Source organism: Pseudomonas sp. CIP-10 (assembly GCF_020911845.1).
GTDB classification, from domain to species: domain Bacteria; phylum Pseudomonadota; class Gammaproteobacteria; order Pseudomonadales; family Pseudomonadaceae; genus Aquipseudomonas; species Aquipseudomonas alloputida.
In genome coordinates, this window is record NZ_CP087162.1 from 45,786 (window position 1) to 61,278 (window position 15,493).

General features: G+C 56.5%; 18 protein-coding genes. 5 read left to right on the forward strand and 13 right to left on the reverse strand.

Annotated elements, in window-relative coordinates; all coding sequences use genetic code 11:
• Nucleotides 1-3: 3 nt before the first annotated feature.
• The 13 genes from LMH93_RS29500 to LMH93_RS29560 form a co-directional block, all read right to left on the reverse strand.
• Nucleotides 4-339: a TrbM/KikA/MpfK family conjugal transfer protein gene (locus tag LMH93_RS29500; protein WP_028691942.1), complete on the reverse strand. Its 336-nt coding sequence runs from the start codon at nt 337-339 to the stop codon at nt 4-6.
• Between the two features lie 28 nt (nt 340-367).
• Nucleotides 368-1,285, reverse strand: a complete 918-nt coding sequence (locus LMH93_RS29505) for a lytic transglycosylase domain-containing protein (protein WP_028691941.1) — start codon at nt 1,283-1,285, stop codon at nt 368-370.
• Nucleotides 1,269-2,237 (reverse strand): P-type DNA transfer ATPase VirB11, encoded by a 969-nt coding sequence (gene virB11, locus LMH93_RS29510; RefSeq protein WP_230065444.1) that lies wholly within the window; start codon nt 2,235-2,237, stop codon nt 1,269-1,271. The genes LMH93_RS29505 and virB11 overlap by 17 nt, the downstream gene beginning before the upstream one ends.
• A 75-nt stretch (nt 2,238-2,312) precedes the next feature.
• Nucleotides 2,313-3,575 (reverse strand): TrbI/VirB10 family protein, encoded by a 1,263-nt coding sequence (locus tag LMH93_RS29515; RefSeq protein WP_028691939.1) that lies wholly within the window; start codon nt 3,573-3,575, stop codon nt 2,313-2,315.
• Nucleotides 3,576-3,577: 2 nt separating this feature from the next.
• A complete protein-coding gene (locus LMH93_RS29520; protein ID WP_028691938.1) occupies nt 3,578-4,363 on the reverse strand; it encodes a TrbG/VirB9 family P-type conjugative transfer protein in 786 nt (261 codons plus the stop codon).
• A 27-nt stretch (nt 4,364-4,390) separates the two neighbouring features.
• Nucleotides 4,391-5,065: a type IV secretion system protein gene (locus LMH93_RS29525; protein WP_028691937.1), complete on the reverse strand. Its 675-nt coding sequence runs from the start codon at nt 5,063-5,065 to the stop codon at nt 4,391-4,393.
• Nucleotides 5,065-5,928, reverse strand: coding sequence for a type IV secretion system protein (locus tag LMH93_RS29530; protein WP_028691936.1), 864 nt, complete (start codon nt 5,926-5,928; stop codon nt 5,065-5,067). The genes LMH93_RS29525 and LMH93_RS29530 overlap by 1 nt, the downstream gene beginning before the upstream one ends.
• On the reverse strand, nt 5,916-6,308 hold the full coding sequence (locus LMH93_RS29535) for a hypothetical protein (protein WP_028691935.1): 393 nt from the start codon (nt 6,306-6,308) through the stop codon (nt 5,916-5,918). Before LMH93_RS29535 ends, LMH93_RS29530 begins: the two co-directional genes overlap by 13 nt.
• Nucleotides 6,301-6,513, reverse strand: coding sequence for a hypothetical protein (locus LMH93_RS29540; protein WP_028691934.1), 213 nt, complete (start codon nt 6,511-6,513; stop codon nt 6,301-6,303). Before LMH93_RS29540 ends, LMH93_RS29535 begins: the two co-directional genes overlap by 8 nt.
• 27 nt (nt 6,514-6,540) lie before the next feature.
• On the reverse strand, nt 6,541-7,230 hold the full coding sequence (locus LMH93_RS29545) for a type IV secretion system protein (RefSeq protein ID WP_077563720.1): 690 nt from the start codon (nt 7,228-7,230) through the stop codon (nt 6,541-6,543).
• Nucleotides 7,230-9,914 carry a type VI secretion protein gene (locus tag LMH93_RS29550; RefSeq protein WP_054890149.1) on the reverse strand — a complete coding sequence of 895 codons (2,685 nt, stop codon included), beginning with the start codon at nt 9,912-9,914 and terminating at the stop codon, nt 7,230-7,232. The genes LMH93_RS29545 and LMH93_RS29550 overlap by 1 nt, the downstream gene beginning before the upstream one ends.
• Nucleotides 9,901-10,197: a VirB3 family type IV secretion system protein gene (locus LMH93_RS29555; protein WP_011005967.1), complete on the reverse strand. Its 297-nt coding sequence runs from the start codon at nt 10,195-10,197 to the stop codon at nt 9,901-9,903. The genes LMH93_RS29550 and LMH93_RS29555 overlap by 14 nt, the downstream gene beginning before the upstream one ends.
• Before the next feature lie 8 nt (nt 10,198-10,205).
• Entirely contained in the window at nt 10,206-10,667 is a 462-nt protein-coding gene (locus tag LMH93_RS29560) for a TrbC/VirB2 family protein (RefSeq protein ID WP_047710201.1), read from the reverse strand.
• 1,003 nt (nt 10,668-11,670) lie between these two features.
• Between LMH93_RS29560 and LMH93_RS29565 the strand changes: the two genes are divergently transcribed.
• The 5 genes from LMH93_RS29565 (at nt 11,671) to LMH93_RS29585 (ending at nt 15,037) form a co-directional block, all read left to right on the forward strand.
• Nucleotides 11,671-12,438 (forward strand): ParA family protein, encoded by a 768-nt coding sequence (locus LMH93_RS29565; RefSeq protein ID WP_028691931.1) that lies wholly within the window; start codon nt 11,671-11,673, stop codon nt 12,436-12,438.
• A gap of 10 nt (nt 12,439-12,448) precedes the next feature.
• Nucleotides 12,449-13,393 (forward strand): ParB/RepB/Spo0J family partition protein, encoded by a 945-nt coding sequence (locus LMH93_RS29570; RefSeq protein WP_028691930.1) that lies wholly within the window; start codon nt 12,449-12,451, stop codon nt 13,391-13,393.
• Nucleotides 13,390-13,740, forward strand: a complete 351-nt coding sequence (locus LMH93_RS29575; protein WP_028691929.1) for a TrfB-related DNA-binding protein — start codon at nt 13,390-13,392, stop codon at nt 13,738-13,740. The genes LMH93_RS29570 and LMH93_RS29575 overlap by 4 nt, the downstream gene beginning before the upstream one ends.
• The gene (locus LMH93_RS29580) at nt 13,737-14,144 is read left to right on the forward strand and encodes a hypothetical protein (protein WP_028691928.1); all 408 of its coding nucleotides are present in this window, start codon (nt 13,737-13,739) and stop codon (nt 14,142-14,144) included. The genes LMH93_RS29575 and LMH93_RS29580 overlap by 4 nt, the downstream gene beginning before the upstream one ends.
• Before the next feature lie 257 nt (nt 14,145-14,401).
• A complete protein-coding gene (locus LMH93_RS29585) occupies nt 14,402-15,037 on the forward strand; it encodes a recombinase family protein (RefSeq protein ID WP_028691927.1) in 636 nt (211 codons plus the stop codon).
• Nucleotides 15,038-15,493: the final 456 nt, after the last annotated feature.

A 15,493-nucleotide genomic window follows, 5' to 3' on the forward strand; every position in this document is an offset into this window, starting at 1 on the left:
AACTTAGAAGCCACGTTGTACGGTCCCCCATTTGTCATTGGCCGCTTTAGCACGGTCCTGGTCCTCAGCGCACTGGGCAACAAAGTCACCCCGAGCTTCGGCAGTTCTGGACGGGCTGAATTTTCCTTTTTTCGTTCGAATGATGCTGAAGTACTTGGTGACGTACTTGTCACAATCACCGTCGCGGATCATGCCCAGCAGACACAGGGTGGCCCCACAAGCTTCTGAATCGCTTTTAGAGCCGTAGTCGTAATTAGTTGGTGGCTGCGGCAATTCATTCGCCTGCACGGTACCGGCAAATGCCAGCGCAGCGAGGAAAGTCATGATTGGGGTGCGCATACGAACTCCTTTTCTCGCGTGCGAGAAATCAATTGATGATCTGGACAAATGACGGGGTGGCTTGCTGCTGTTCGGCAACAGGCTGCGCCTCGGCTTGTTCAAAGTGTTGTGGCGCAGGCTGATCGAAGCGCTTGAATTCCCGCTTCGGAATATCAGCCTCGGCATCGGTGTTGAGGTGGACTTGGATCTGCGGCTTGCTGGCAGTCTCAGTCTTCGCGGCAGCAACGGCTTGGCCATTGTCGTCAGTGAAGGTCAGCCATGGACCTTCCTGCTGTTCAGAGGCCCTACGAGCGCGCTGCGGCGCTTTTCGGGCAGGGGAGCTAGCTGCAACCACGGAAATCGGCTCAGCGCCTTCTGCACCCTCTACAGCCGGCACAATCGGATCCTCAGCAGTGGGGTTCAGGGCGCGGTGAACCACTTTCTCGACGTAAGACATTTCGCCAGGTCGATCCGGGCGGAAGCCACGCAGCTCGTTGCCGCTGTAGTACATCGAAAAGGCCTTCAACAGCGCCTCTTGCTTGTCACTACTGGTCGTAAGCGCCTGCTTGTAATACTCCACCAGCAAGTTGCTGATGGCCTGCAGGTTGCGGCATGGCTCGAACACATCCTGATAGCTCAGCCCGCGTGCACGCATGTTGGTGACTAGCAACTGGCCAAGGCCCATGGCATAACGCTTGCCGTCCCGTTCCAACTGCTCGGCAGTGGCGATGGCTTCGCTCAAGGACTGAGGTTGCCGCTGCAGGTGAGTGCCAACCACGCCGATTGCGTAAGGGTTGAAGGTAGACTCGTTGCCGATCAACGCCTTGAGCGTGGACGGGTGAACGGTCGGCGCGCACTTGGCGGCAAGTTCGGAAAACCGGGTCGGCTGTGCATCTTCGGCATGAACCATGGCAGACGCGCAGACACTGGCCAGCAGCGCCAGGGTGAACTTAGGCAGCTTTCGCATAGTGAACCTCCGTGATGATGCGTCGGCCATCGAAGCCGTATTCCCACTGGATAACGACATCGATCAGATGCCGGGAGAACTCGATCAGCTGGTTTTTGCTCATGTCAGCACCGCCACGCGATGCCATTGATGCCAGGCGGTCGAACATGAGATCCGGCGAGTCGGCGTGGATAGAACTCATCGTGCCGCTGTGACCGGTGTTCATCAGTTCAAGGAAGGGGAACGCCTCGCCGCCACGCAGCTCGCCCATAATTGCCCGGTCAGGGGTCAGACGAAGAATCGATTCCAGGTGATCGAATGGCGTGACACGGGCCTTGCCCTGGCCACCTCGCGAATAGATCAGGTTCACCACGTTCCCGCCCGCTGGGCGCAGTTCGCGGGTGTCCTCAATGGTGATTACTCGCTCGCCATTGTTGCCGTCCACATGCTGCAGCAACTCGTTGAGGAAAGTGGTTTTGCCGGCATTGGTACCGGCAGAAACCATGATGTTCTTGCGCGCCTTGACGATGCCCTTGAAGAACTCTTTCCAGCGCTTGGCCCGATACAGTTCAACCAGGTGATCATCGCTGTACTGGCCATGATCACGTGGCTGGTTGATGAAGTCGAAAGCACCGGAAGCCTCGTATTGATCGAGGGTAATTTGCTTCCGCCCTGGTTTACGGATACAGACGATACCGCCGATGTGCTGCTCAACAGCCGGGGCCAGGACGATCTGGACGCGGTAGTCGCCCCGCTCGTTGTCCGGGACGTTGTCGTCCAGATTGATTGGGATACGCCCCGACAGGATTGGCGTGTAGGCGCTCACTTCCTGGTCAGTGTGGGCGGCAATCAGGCTGGCCAGCGATTTGATCAGGGGGAGCGTTACACCTTGAACCGGAACCGGACGCATGAACCGGCTACTGCGGTAGCCGGCCCATACGTTGTCTGGACCGTTGATAGCGATCTCTGTCACTTCCGGGTCATCCAACATGCCAGCAAGCGGACCCAGTTTTGTGCGAAAGGATGCAATCTCAGACATATCCGGTCCTCAGTTGATGAAGGTAACGCCGCCGCTTTCGGCGCGTTCGGCCTGCTTGGCGAATGCCTTGGTAAAGTCCAGGTCGCGCTGCAGATAAATCACGACACGCGAGCCATGCGGGACAGTCACGGTCGGCTGAATGTTGGCGTAGCGGCCCAAAATGGTCTGTGCCGAATCGGCGGCGGCTTCCTGTACTTCGCTGCGGTAGCGGGACGAGGAATTCTCCTGATCGCTCGACGAAACACCGCTGTTCGAGGCCCCGGCGCCGATGATCGATACCGCAGCCGCGACACCGAAAATCTGCGCCCAGTGGTTGTCGACCACGCCACCCTGGCCAGCGGTACCCAACTGGTCGGTACCGGCACTGTTGAGCGGGATTTCCATCGGAGGGCGCCCGTCCAGGCGCGGGATTCGCACAAAGTTCCAGATGGTAAACAAGCGCTCTTGGCCCGGCTTCAAGCTGGCGTTGTAGCTCCCACACACCAAGGAACCCCACGGGAGCATTACCCGGCGCCCTTCGGCGGCGTATACATCCTGTGCAATCGACGCGCAGATTTGACCAGGCAGTTGGCTTTGAGCGCGGGGCTGCAGGGTTGCCTCGATGACAGCCCCCTGCAGCACTTTGTATCCCAGGTTCTCCATCACACGGGCTTCGGTGAACGGCACGCTATCGCTGTAGGTAGACGCGGCGAAAGCATCGTTTGCATTCATCGGGCCTTGTGAAGAACGACCACCGCCACCCAGTAGAGAGCCACCGTTGGCCTGCTGGCCATCGGCGCCCTGCCCTGCCCCTTGGTCAAAACCTTCGTCTTTGGCCGTCGCGAAAATGGCCGAGCGCTGCCGTGCCGCGAGCATTTTCTCCCGCTCCAGTTGGGCCTGCATTTCCAGCTGCTGCCGGCGTCGTTCTTCATCGCTCACGGCGCCTTGCTGCTGCCGGTCAACGACCGAACGTGGCGTATCTGCCGGCGCGCCCGGCTCATTGCTCACCGGCGCGACCTTCGCAGCCTCCCGACGAGGTGGCGGATCCATCACTTTGCGCGGGCTGGCCGCGACCAGTTCTTCTTTTTTCAGCGTGTCTTTATTTTCGGTTTCGTCATCGCCATGGGTAACCATGTACGCGAAGCCACAGGCGACCACTGCGGCTACCGCAATGGCAATACCACTGCGCTTGCTGTTGCCTGCCTTGCCCTTGAGCATCGAGTTGGACTCGTTCCACTCGCGGATCTCTTCGTCACGGGTCTTTTCTTGAGGTTGAGTAGGTTCGGTGGCCATCTTTATGCCCCCCCGCCGTCACGGGCACCACGGGTTACGGTGCGCTTGTAGGGATTGGCCAGGTTTTCAACGCAGACGTAGGCATTACCACTGCGCAAGACGAACATGCTGGCCAGGCGCTTGACGACCATGTACTCACCTTCACGGCGAGCATCGACCATCGCCTCGGTACCATCCGGCAGTACGCGGTAGAACTGCGGCAGATCGGCGCCTTTCTTGATCAGGAACTTGGTGAACTGACCGTCGTCCATCACGCCCTGCACGCCGATGGCTTCCTTGTCCCCCGAGTAGCCGTAATTGATGTTCGGCGATGCCGGAGTGCCCGAGCTGGTGACCGGGGTACTGCCAGCAGGGGTTTCCCCCTCGGGGTTGTACGAGGTGATGCGAGCGTTCGGGTAAACGAATCGCACCAGGTACGACTGGCCCGACTTGACCTTGGTGCTGTTCAGCTGGAAGTAGTAGGTACGCTTGGAGGTGATCACCGTCATGTTGGTGTCGGCGTTGTCTTCTACCGGCTTGAGAAACACACGGTTGCGAAATGGCATGCTCTGCCAGGCGATGGTGTCGCCCAGGGCCACGACCTTCACCATTTCATCAGCTTCAAACTCGATGGAAGTCTGGTAGCCATAAGTGCCCACCAACTCATAAACCTGGTTGGGATCGTACGGCACTTGTTTTACGCGATTATCACTGGAAAGCGGCTTCGGCAACTTTGCGGCATGGGTGCTAAATGCGCAAAGAGACAAACTCAAAGCAATAGCAGTCGGCAAAACAAACTGTTTTTTCATGATTAGTTTCCTTGTCAGTTCAGCGAATTACCGGCGGCTCAGTTCTTCGCTCTTGCGATACACAGTGGCCAGCGTGCCAAAAGGGTTTTCCCAGCGATCCCCAAGGGCACGGGGTACCAAAGTATGCGCAATCTTGATGGTTGCAAGGTAACGACGTTCAACCGGTTCCTTGTCACCCCATTTATGGGTAATTGACTTGAAGGAAACTTGGTATTCATCGCCAACTTTATTCATCAAGTACGGCTGCCCTTCGATCCAATCGTTTTCACCCAGCAGAACATAGGGGTTCTGCGGGTTTTCCGGGTTGGTGACTTCCTCATACTCCCGGGCAACTTGCTGCGTCTGGTAGGTATGGCAGGTATCGGACAACTGCTGCTTACGTTTGGGGTCAAAGGTTTCACATGCGCGGATCATGTCGAATAGGGTTTTCTCGATGATCGCTTGTTCCTGATCAACGTTGTCCTGGTCGATGACGCGCTGTTTCAGGACCTCGCCGTCAGCTCCTAGTACCGTGACGACCGGAATGTAGGTCTTGGAATTCGCCAAGCTTGCCACGGCGAATCCAAGGCCCAAGATCACAGCTGCCTGCACCCCCTGGAAAAACAGCGAACGGTTACGCTCTTGGCGAGTCTTGTTGCCCTCGACTTCACGCTTACGACGGGCTTTTTCAGCCTTATCAAATTGCTTGTCTTGTTTGTCCATTATTTACGAACCCCTAAAGTACGCAGTGCCATCAGCACCAGCGATGAACCACCAACAGCCGCGCCCGATGACAATGCTGCTGCCCAACCGCGCACCTGCAGCATGCAAATGATCATGACACCCTCAACAATCACCAACTGGCCCCATTGCTGCGCAGTGATCAGGGCGGCATCTGTAACAGTTGCCGTTGCGGCCACTTCTTTGATTGCATCCCCGAACACGGAATAACCAAAACGGACAACAGCAATCGACAGGATGTAGATCAATGAGAAGTTCAGCATCTTGCTAAACCAGTTCATTGCCCACTGGCGCACCGCATCAAAGAAGATAAAGCCAATCATGATCGGTAGTATCGCCATGACGATTGCTGCACCAAACTTGGCAATCAGCATGTTCAGCACAGCCGCGATAAACAGGATGCAGTTCAGCACAAACAGGCCGGTCCCCATCAAGATCATCGCTGCCTGCCGCCAGCTGACATTCATCAGCGTACTGGCGACCTTGCCAATATCGACGTAAAGCGCATCGAGCATGGAGTTCGTGCTTACGCCGCCGCTCATGATCTTTGACGCGATACTTTCGGTCCAAGCGCCCCAGGCCTGATAAAGAACCGTCCCGCCTGCGGACCAGTTCAGGCAGGTAAACACCAGGGCGGTCAACATGGCCCGCTTGACGATATCCCAGCCTTTGACTGAAACATGGCCGTTGTACATCTGCAGACCCAAAGCGACCCAGTAGCCCACCGCCAGAGTCCATACCAGCGGCTCTACCATGCTGGCCAGGTTGGGGAAGACCTCACTGACAAAGGAAGTGGTTACTTCATCAGTGGCCCCAACCAGGCCTTGTAACGTCAGCTGCGCCATGGATTCCCGGCCCCGTATACGGTCTTGAAGTGGGAGATCACTTCGGGCGACCGGAAGTCCTCAGCACTCAAGGCAGCTCCGGTTTGGGCCTTGATCTCCTGCGCGGTTTTGTCGATGCAGCCTTTCACCAGACCGCCGTTGTACGACGGGTTTTGCATGTAGATCTCGGCAAAGCAGGTGCCAGGGAACCAGCCTGCTACATCGTCTTTGGTTGCTTTCAGCAAAGGATTGCCGGTTTGCACCTCGACTACCGGCGCCGCTTCGTCCTCCGGCGTAGAGCTGAAATTGATGTTGGTGACATTGACGTAGATGATCGACGCCGCCGCAAAGCCGACCACGCCCACGCAGATGATGTTGGTCAGGGTGAAGAACTTACGCATTGCGGGACTCCTTGTGCTGGATGACAAATGGGGTGAATTCACAGGCGCATGGCGACTTGTCGATGGTGCCGCTGTTGGTAACGCAACCCGAGGCGGCAGACACCAGCACCAGGACCAGCAGGAACTTGCCAAGCTTCCAGGTCAGCCAGAGCGGCCCCCAAGCCGGGAAGGTGATTACCTTGAGGATCAGCCAGAGCGCATTCATAGGGTTCTCCTTTCTCGCATGCGAGAATCAGTTTTCGTCTTTCCAGCGGAAGAACTGTTCGTTCTGTGCCGTAGCCTGGTTTTCCTGGTTGGCCAGGTTCGCTTGCAGGTTCATGTTCAGGGCCTGCAGCTTCGATTGGGCCGAGGTCAACATGCCGTTTTCAGTGGCGATGCGGTTCTGCAGGTCGGCAGCATCCTTGGCGTTGGTCGTCAGGTCCACTTGCTGGGACAGGGTGGCCAAGTTGTTCAGATGGACCTGCACTTCGCTGTAAAGCGCATCACCTGCGGACAGCGCAGCCACAACCGAGTTAGAACTGAGCTGGTAGTCCTTGGCACGATTGCTTTCCGGTGCGGTGAACAGCTCCTGCGGCAACGTGTTGATCAACTGCTCGTAGTAGCTCTGCTTGCTTCCGTAAGCGCCGCTGTTCTGCCGAGACACCACCTCTTGCCAAGAGCCAGGTACGACCGAGGCCGAGTTAATCGACTCGTTCAGGCCAATCGCGCCACGACCGTAAGCACCCTGCAGGTTGTTCAGGATGTTGCCCTGCGTCTCGTACTGGTCTTTCAGCGTCTGGTACTGCTGCTGCAGCACAGCCAGGTTCTGCGCCAGAGCCGCCCAGGTGCCGGCGTCACCAGTCGGCACACCGACTGCGTGCGCTTGGCCACTAATGGCCATGGATACGGCGACTGCCAAGCCGAGTTTCTTGATAGTTGTCATCATCGAACCGCCTTCAAGTTGTGGGTGTTTTTGGCCTTGGCTTCCTGCATGAACACAGGTACCCAGACCGCTGGATCGTCGGTGCCAAGGCGCTCGATGATCTGATCCATCAGGGCGACACCAACGTCATTCGAGGACAGGACCGGGATAAAGTCGGACAGGTCCTCATCAGGGTTATCCGACGAGAGATCGAAACAAGCCCGCACCGATTCCCGACCACGACGGATCAAGAATTTGTGTTCCTTCGGGTTGAGCTTGCGTAGCCATTCCCGCTCGGCCACCGTCAGGTTTTCATGGTCTTCATCTTTCACCTGGTCGCTGGCCAGGTAGATCTTGGTGACGGTCTGCTTATCGATGGAGTCCGTTTCGCTGCGGAAATACTTGGCATCCGGCGTCACGAAGATAATCAGCCCGTTCTTACGGCGGATCTGCATGATGAAGTTGTCGATTTTCTTGCGCCAAAACTCGTTCTTGACCAGGTTCTGGCCTTCTTCCAGCACCAGGATGAACGGGCGGCCATTCATGGCCTGCTCGATCCGATGCAGCGGGTAGCTCATCACGACAGGCAGCTCGGGACGGGCTTCCCCCCCCTTGAGCAGCTCCATCATTTCAAAGCAGTAGTGCCGCGCTTGCGAGAAGTCGATGGAGTCCTCGGCATTGTCGAACACACCCGCATTAGCGCCGGTAACACCTTTGGCGCCATGCCAGATGGCCATAATGTCGGCCAGCTCGCCCTGGCCGTAGGTCCAGACCACATTACGCAGGCGGCGATCAGCAAGCGGCAGACCGTAGTTCTCCTCCACTGCTGCCTTGAACCGGGTAATGTCTTCGGCACTGGTCGGCGTCGAGGCGTAGCACTCGCGCATCTGTACTTGCCAATCAACCAGGTACGCACGGTTCTCCGGCGTATCGGGCAGCTTGAGCGGGTTCCAGCGCATGTTGCTGTGCGGGGAAAGTGTGGTGTGAACGCCGCCCATAGCCTTCATGAACACCTTTGCCCCAAAGCGGTTGTCGAACCAGAACACCAGCGGCTCAGCCTTGTCTGCCTCGGAAACCAGCAGGGTCAGCAGCGTGGTTTTACCCATGCCGGTATCAGCCGCCATGCCTAAGTGGCCCGCTACCATGCCTTCCATTTCACGGTGGAAATTGAAGTTGTATTGCGTGTAGCTCTCCGTCTCAAAGGCGGTGATCGCAGGCCCCCACAGGTTGCCATCGCGACGGCCCCGGGCGTAGTTGTGCAAGGATGCAAACCCGGCGAAGTTGCTGGACTTGATCTTGCCGCGTCGACCGATCAGCGCTTCTTTCTGGCCCGGTAGTTGCGACCAGAAGAAGGTTTCCAGAGCGAACCATTCACGCACTGGCTTGACCAGCATTTCAACGAAGCAACCTTCCACCAGGCCAACCGCATGATCCAGGCGCTTGCGGTTGATCTCCCGGTTTGCCTCGGTAGTCATCGGCAGCGATGGCACATGCACGAAAATGGTCAGGTGATGCGCACCATTGACCGCATTGCCACGGCGGAGGTCGCTGATACCTTGTTTCAGTTCCTTCTGGTCGTCCTCAGAAATGTTGTGCTTGTCGTCCACGGTCATGCGACGGGTTTCATCCAGCATCCCCTGCTCAGCCTCAATCCGGTTCTGGAAGGTGAACGACTGGGTGATGATGAACTCCACCGGCTGCTGCAGGAACTTGTCGAGCATGCGCGACGGTGTACGGCGCGGCCATTCGCCCATGCTTAGCATCGCGCCGATTTTCGACTCGGTGCTGCCACGGATCTCGCACATGTTGGCCAGGACCCGGAAATTCAGCCGGGCGTATGGCAGCGACTCTCTGATCAGCAGGTCCGATACGGGCACCTTGCGGTTGTCGAGGTTGATCAGGTAGTTGAAGAAACTGCTCAGCTCGCAGAATTCCTCACCCAGGAAGTCATGCACGGCTTCCGCTTCGTAGACTTCGTGATCACCAACCGTTGCCTTGAAGTCATGCCACTGCAGCTGGAAACGCTGCACGGCGTTGAACGCAGTTTCACGATCAATACGGCCCATACGCGGCTCAGGATGACGCTGCACCCGTAGCCGGCGAGTACCGTAGTCAGCCAGGCTACGCAGCACCAGGTTGGAGGCCTTGTAGAGCGAGTCGGCCATCGCATCCAGCGATTCCGCTTCATTCTTAGTGGCCTCGGTACCGGTCATCAGCGCGATAGCCCGATCCATCAGACCTGGCATACCCGCACGAAAACGCCTTCTTACCAACGAAATGTAGATGTCGTTGATGTAGAAACCACGGCTCTCGTAGCGCTGGCGAAGACGCTTGTTGAACTGCTGGGAGAACCAGGTACCGCCTACGCCATCAGGAAAGTCGGTCACCTTGCGGCGCACGAACGTGACGTAGACAGTCAGGTCACTGCTTGCGATGGTGCGGAACACAGTGTTGCGCTGCTGCTCGAAGCGCTTGATCTGCTCGGCGGAAAGCGAGTCGAACAAGAGGCCGTCCACTTTGATGACTTGAACCAGCGCTTCCTCGCTGGTGATAACGGTTTCGTCATCGTAGTGAACGTCATACGGCACCATTGCGCTCACCAGCATTTCATCATCATCCAATGCCGCAGCTTCTGGATGCTGAACGCCAAGCGAAAGATCCATATTTCGCGTCAGCTTTTTGAATGCTTTATCAACGAGGCGCATAACTGCGATACCCCCAAAGTTTGCGTAACCGCGATGCCTTCAAGTTACTTGCTGCCTGTAGAACTCCGAATAGATATACGTCTTTACTGCATATCCAATACGAAATGACAAACAAGACTGGGATAAGACCCAACGGGTACAGTGATCGAATCAACAGTGCTAACAGCACGGGTGCTATCAGACTTATAAGAATGCTCGACAATGTGAATGGTCCGACCATTGAAGGCCGGGCCATTGCCAATACGAGCACTTCACCTTCTTCAAGGTCGTCGTACTCGGCCATCGCTTACCTCACTTCAGTGCGGTTTGCGCACCGGTTTTGATGGTATCGACCAGGTTTGGCGAGAAGAACACCAGGAACACGCCGGCAACAGCCCAGCCGAACTGGCCCCACGACATGCGCCCCGACTTGGCCTGGAAGCCGCAGAACGCAATGGCTGCGATGCCCAGGTAGTAGCCGATATCAAAGATGAGGAAGGACACTACGTCCTTGGCCAGGTTTTTCAGGCCGCTGAAATCCATTGCCGCGTTGGCGATTTCAGGGAGGATTGCGAAGGAGAACAGCGACCCCAACACTGCGATCTTGGTGGCCTTGGCCATCCAGTCATCGCGCATCAATGCCTTGTGCGATGGAGTCTTTTGCGAGAGAACTTGTTTCAGAGTTGCAGTGGCTTTGTCCTTGAGCCAGGTCCGCCAGGTTTGTTTGTCGTTGATACCTACGTTGCGTTGAGTTTTGCGAGCAGAGAGTTGCATACCATTGCCTCTTTGATCATGACGGGGAACCCCCGTACGTTACGGTTATTGCCTTATTAGGATTGTTAGGGCAGGTATCCTTTATGAAGTCGATAGCAGTATCGGCATTCTTAAATAACCGTGTTTTCCCTAACGAGGTTACTACGTTGAAGCGTTGTCCCGTTGAAGGGCTCTCAATGATTAATTCCCATTTCCGACCGTCGCTATCCTGCCTTTCATTAAGGATCACTCGGTAATCCGGCTGGGCGACGGCGAAAACCGCCAGATCTTTCTTCTCTAGGCTCTGCATCTCTTCCCCTGGGCAGCTCTTGGCCAAATACAGGGGCGATACTGGAGTCCTCTTCGATTTTGTTCTAGATCCCACCTCGCATTTCTTCCCTCTTTCGAGTTTTGATCCATGAAATCCGTGTTTCGTGGTTTAAGATATGCCTTTCATTTCACGAAATCAAGGTTTCACTGTGAGAAATATCGGATCCATCACATTCGGCGACGAACGGCCAAGCCCCTGGCTAACGCCTGGTAAGGGTGTGATTTGAATAGGTCTTTGATTTGAAAAGGAAATATCCATATTTCTGGCATCTGCAATGCACGGACGCCGGCTTCGTGCCGGGTAACAAGGTGTTTCGGGGATGAGACACCTCGCGCAGAAGACAACGAGAAATAGGTTTTGCTCAGATTGCCCGACGAACGGTCTAGGACGAGCTTTGGAGGGTGGTCAGGTGGCAGCTGGGAGCCGCCCCGAACTGCCACCCTGGCCAACAGGATCTGTACGCAAGGAAACCATCCCGTACGACACATGTTGACGTGCGCGCAGTGTAGCAACTCCCTTCCCTACCTTTCTCGCATGCGAGAAAGCCACAGCGCTGATCCGTGACCCTTATCAATTTCCCGCATGCGAGAAAATCTAGTAAACCCTTTTTAGGGGTTGACTATGGGGTTTACTGATGCAAGCATGATCCCACGTTCAATCCACTGCTCCACCGGAGATCATAGGAAGGTCACCATGAAACGCACTGCCGTTGCGAACCAAAAGGGTGGCGTTGGCAAAACCACCCTTGAAGCCCACCTGGCCTGCTATGCAGCAGAACAAGGTAAACGTGTGCTTGTACTCGACCTGGACGAAAGCGACCTGTCGCAGTTCTTCCCCCCTATCGAGGATGGCGACGATACGCCCTACCTCATGGCCAGTCAGCTTTTCACTGACGAGCACGCCGGCTTCGTCCCCCGCCAGGTTGCGCCCAACATCTGGCTTATCGAGGCCGACGTAGCGCTGCTGGATGTGGATGATATGGAGCTGGACGTTGTAACCAATCTCGCCAAGGCTCTGGACCGCTTCAATGACGAGTTCGACCTTTGCTTGATCGATACTCCGCCGAACCTGCAGCGCCGCATGATTGCCGCCCTAGCGGCTTCTGATTCAGTTGTCACTCCGTTCAACATCAGCGCATTCACCCTGGCTCGCATGCCGAAGCTGATGGCCACAATTGAAACTGTGCAGGATCAATACAACCCGGGCCTGCGTTTCCTAGGTTTCTTGCCGAACCTCATCAATAGCCGCTCAAGCGAAGAACTGGAGATCTTGCCGAGCCTTCGCGAGGAACACGGCGAGGCCATGTTCAACGAACAAATCACCCACCGCCCCTGCATCAACAAATCTCTGGCAGCCGGCAACCCTGTGTGGCGTAAAGCTCGCAGCGGGAGTCAGCGGGATGCGGGTAAAGAAATGAAACGGGCCTGCGCAGCGGTGCTTAGCAAGGTCTTTGCGGAGTGAGGATTGAATCATGACGGAGAAGAAAAACTCCTTTGGTCGTGCAGTTGCGGCGACGGCCAAAAAGCTTTCTGACTTTCAAAAGCGCCCGGCCAATGAAGGTGCGCTGATTGAAAAGGTCAACCCTGGCGAAATCGAGTGTGTGAAGCAGATCCGTAGCCAAGACAACCCAGGATTCTCTGACGAATCGCTACGGGAACTGGCGGACGACATTCTGGTAAACGGCCAGATCGAACCCTGCGTAATACGACCGCACCCAAACCCTGAGTCAGGCTTCAAGTACCTGATGGTTGCCGGTGAACGCCGTTATAGGGCGTGCATCATTGCGGGTGTGCTGGTCGAAGTGACGGTGAAAGACCTTACCGATGCTCAAGCGAAGCGCATTCAGCGGTCCGAAAACGTTCACAGCGAAAACCTCACTCAGCTGGAACTGGCACTTGCCCTGCAGGAAGACAAGGACAGGCTCGGCACCCTGGAGAAGGTCGCTGCTGAATGGTCCAAAGGGATCAACTGGGTGGCTGAACGCCTTTCCTATCTGGTGAACGTCACCAAGGAAGGCGCAGGCCGCGAGGCGGTCGCTCGTGGCATCACTGCGGATATCTCGACGGTCAACGATATCAGCCGCCTCGATAAACTGGACCCGCAAGCTGCTGCGGATCTATTGGAGCGCGCAGAGGGCAATGAAGACCTGAATCTCCGCCAGGAGGTCCGCACCACATTGCGCAACACCAAAGCCCTCCGCGTACATAACGGCGGATCCAAGAAAGGATCCGAAAAAGGCGCACCGGGGAACTCGACCCAGCAAACCCTGCTCGATGACCAGTTGGGCAAACTGCGCGAGGCAAACGCTGTGCTTTCAGCACAGGTGGAAACGCTCACCTCGGAAAACACCTACCTCAAGGCCGAGTTGGAGAAAGCCCGTGCGCAGCTGGCCGAGCGATGGAAAGGCTCTGAATGACCGCCCGGCATCCTGACCAGGACCTGCGGATCCCCCGAGAGGAATTCGAGCGGATCCGCACCAAGTCGAAAATGCACTCACGCAGCCTCGACGTAGCCTTCGAGATCCTGGTCGAAGGCAAGGGCCTTGTCGCGGTCGCCAATGCGCACGGACTTACCAAGCAGCGCGCCTTGGCCATCCGCGACAAGATCTATTCCAGTTACCTGACACAGACCCCGGAGGGCTGGCGGTGCGCGCAGATCTGCGCACCTGCCGAAATGATTGATCGCTTCGTGCTGGAGGCCGACGCCGAACGGCTTCGGTACTGGCAGACACATTCCATGACCACCAAGGACGTTGAACCATGACCACCCCAACCGATAAGGATCTCGCCCAGCTGCTGCAGCCATTGCAGGAAAGCTTGGCGGGTATCAACCGTTCACTGCGTACGTTGGCCGATACCCGGCTGCTCGAAATCTTCGGCCCTGAGCTGTCAGACCGAAAGAAATGGACTGAGCAGTTGAAGCACGCGCACCAAGAGGATGACCAGGCGCTGTTTGATCTGCGTCAGGCCGGAGAACAGGGCCGATACCCAGGCGGATATGACCAATGGGTCAAAGACTTCGGCGAGGAAGAAGCCAAGAAGCTGGCAGCACCCGTGGTAAGCGCTTTGGAACATCGAAAAGTTACCTCGGCAGAACTGGCCGAGTTGGAAGCCGCTCAACCTCTCTTGGCGCGGTTGTATCGCGAATTCAGCAAACTGCAAGGCTGATCCAGGTCCCTGGAGTGACGAATGGACCGGTCCCTAAAGTGACGAATTGACTGACATTGCGCCCACGGGCTAGGCGGCTGGCCAGGCGCCCAACCCTCGCATTCGTCACTTCGGGGACCGGGAAACTATATCGTCACAAATGGGTATACCCCATATGGCACAGATATGCCCTGCCCTACCCCTTCGGCGCAGAAACAAAAAAAACACCCATTCTGATACACTGATTTGAGTACACCCATACTGATACGGTATCCCCAATGTTCATCCGCGCTTACCTACGAGCTTCGACCGATGATCAAGACGCTAGCCGCGCCCGTGATCAGCTGGAAGCATTCGTCGCCGGCTTCGGCCTCGCCATTGCAGCCAGTTACATGGAGAACGCCAGCGGCTCGCATGCCAACCGACCCGAGCTGATCCGGCTATTGAAAGATTCAAGGCGGGGCGATGTGTTGCTGGTGGAGAGTATCGATCGACTATCGCGCATGGGTGATCAGGATTGGCGGGAACTCAAGGGCGCGATAGACCAGCGAGGTTTGCGTATCGTCGCCATCGATCTGCCGACCAGCCATCAGGGCATGACATTGCCCACCAACGATGAATTCACAGATCGCATGCTGTCGGCCATCAACTACATGATGATCGACATGATGGCGGCAATTGCCCGTAAGGACTATCAGCAGCGCCGGGAGCGACAGCACCAGGGCATCGTCAAAGCAAAGGCGGCAGGTGTGTACAAGGGCCGGCCCGTGGACGAGGATCTGCGTAAGCGTGTGCGCGAGCTGCTGGGTGCCAACCTCGGGATCCGCGCCACGGCCCGCCATGCCAACTGTTCAACCACAACTGTCATGCGTATTCGTGACGAGCTTTCAGTCGAGCCGGTCGGGAATGGTTGACTAGCGCAGGCGAAGCCGGAGTCTGTCAGCCATTCACGACTGGCCGCCGCCGGCCAGGCGACTTTGAGGCCCTAACAGCCAATGCAAATGGAGCAAGCGTTAGGAGATCATAAGAACCACGACTACAAGCCCTTGTAATACGCGGCCTGCAGGGCAGCACCTCGCTCATAGTATGCACGAACCTCCGATCATGATCCGTGAGCGACCATCGCTCACTATCTATGACCTACCCCTAGCTCATTATCCGTGAGCTAGGTTAGCTCACCGTATGAGCTACCCCCCCTCCATGAGCTACCCCTAGCTCATTGGTGAGAGATATCGCACAAGATTTGAGAGATAACGTGCAAGTATGAGCTACCCATCGCTCACCATATGAGCTAGGGTATGCGTGACTCATGAACGATATCTGACAAATTTGCTCGATATCGATCAAGCAACAGCACTGTAGGAGGCCCA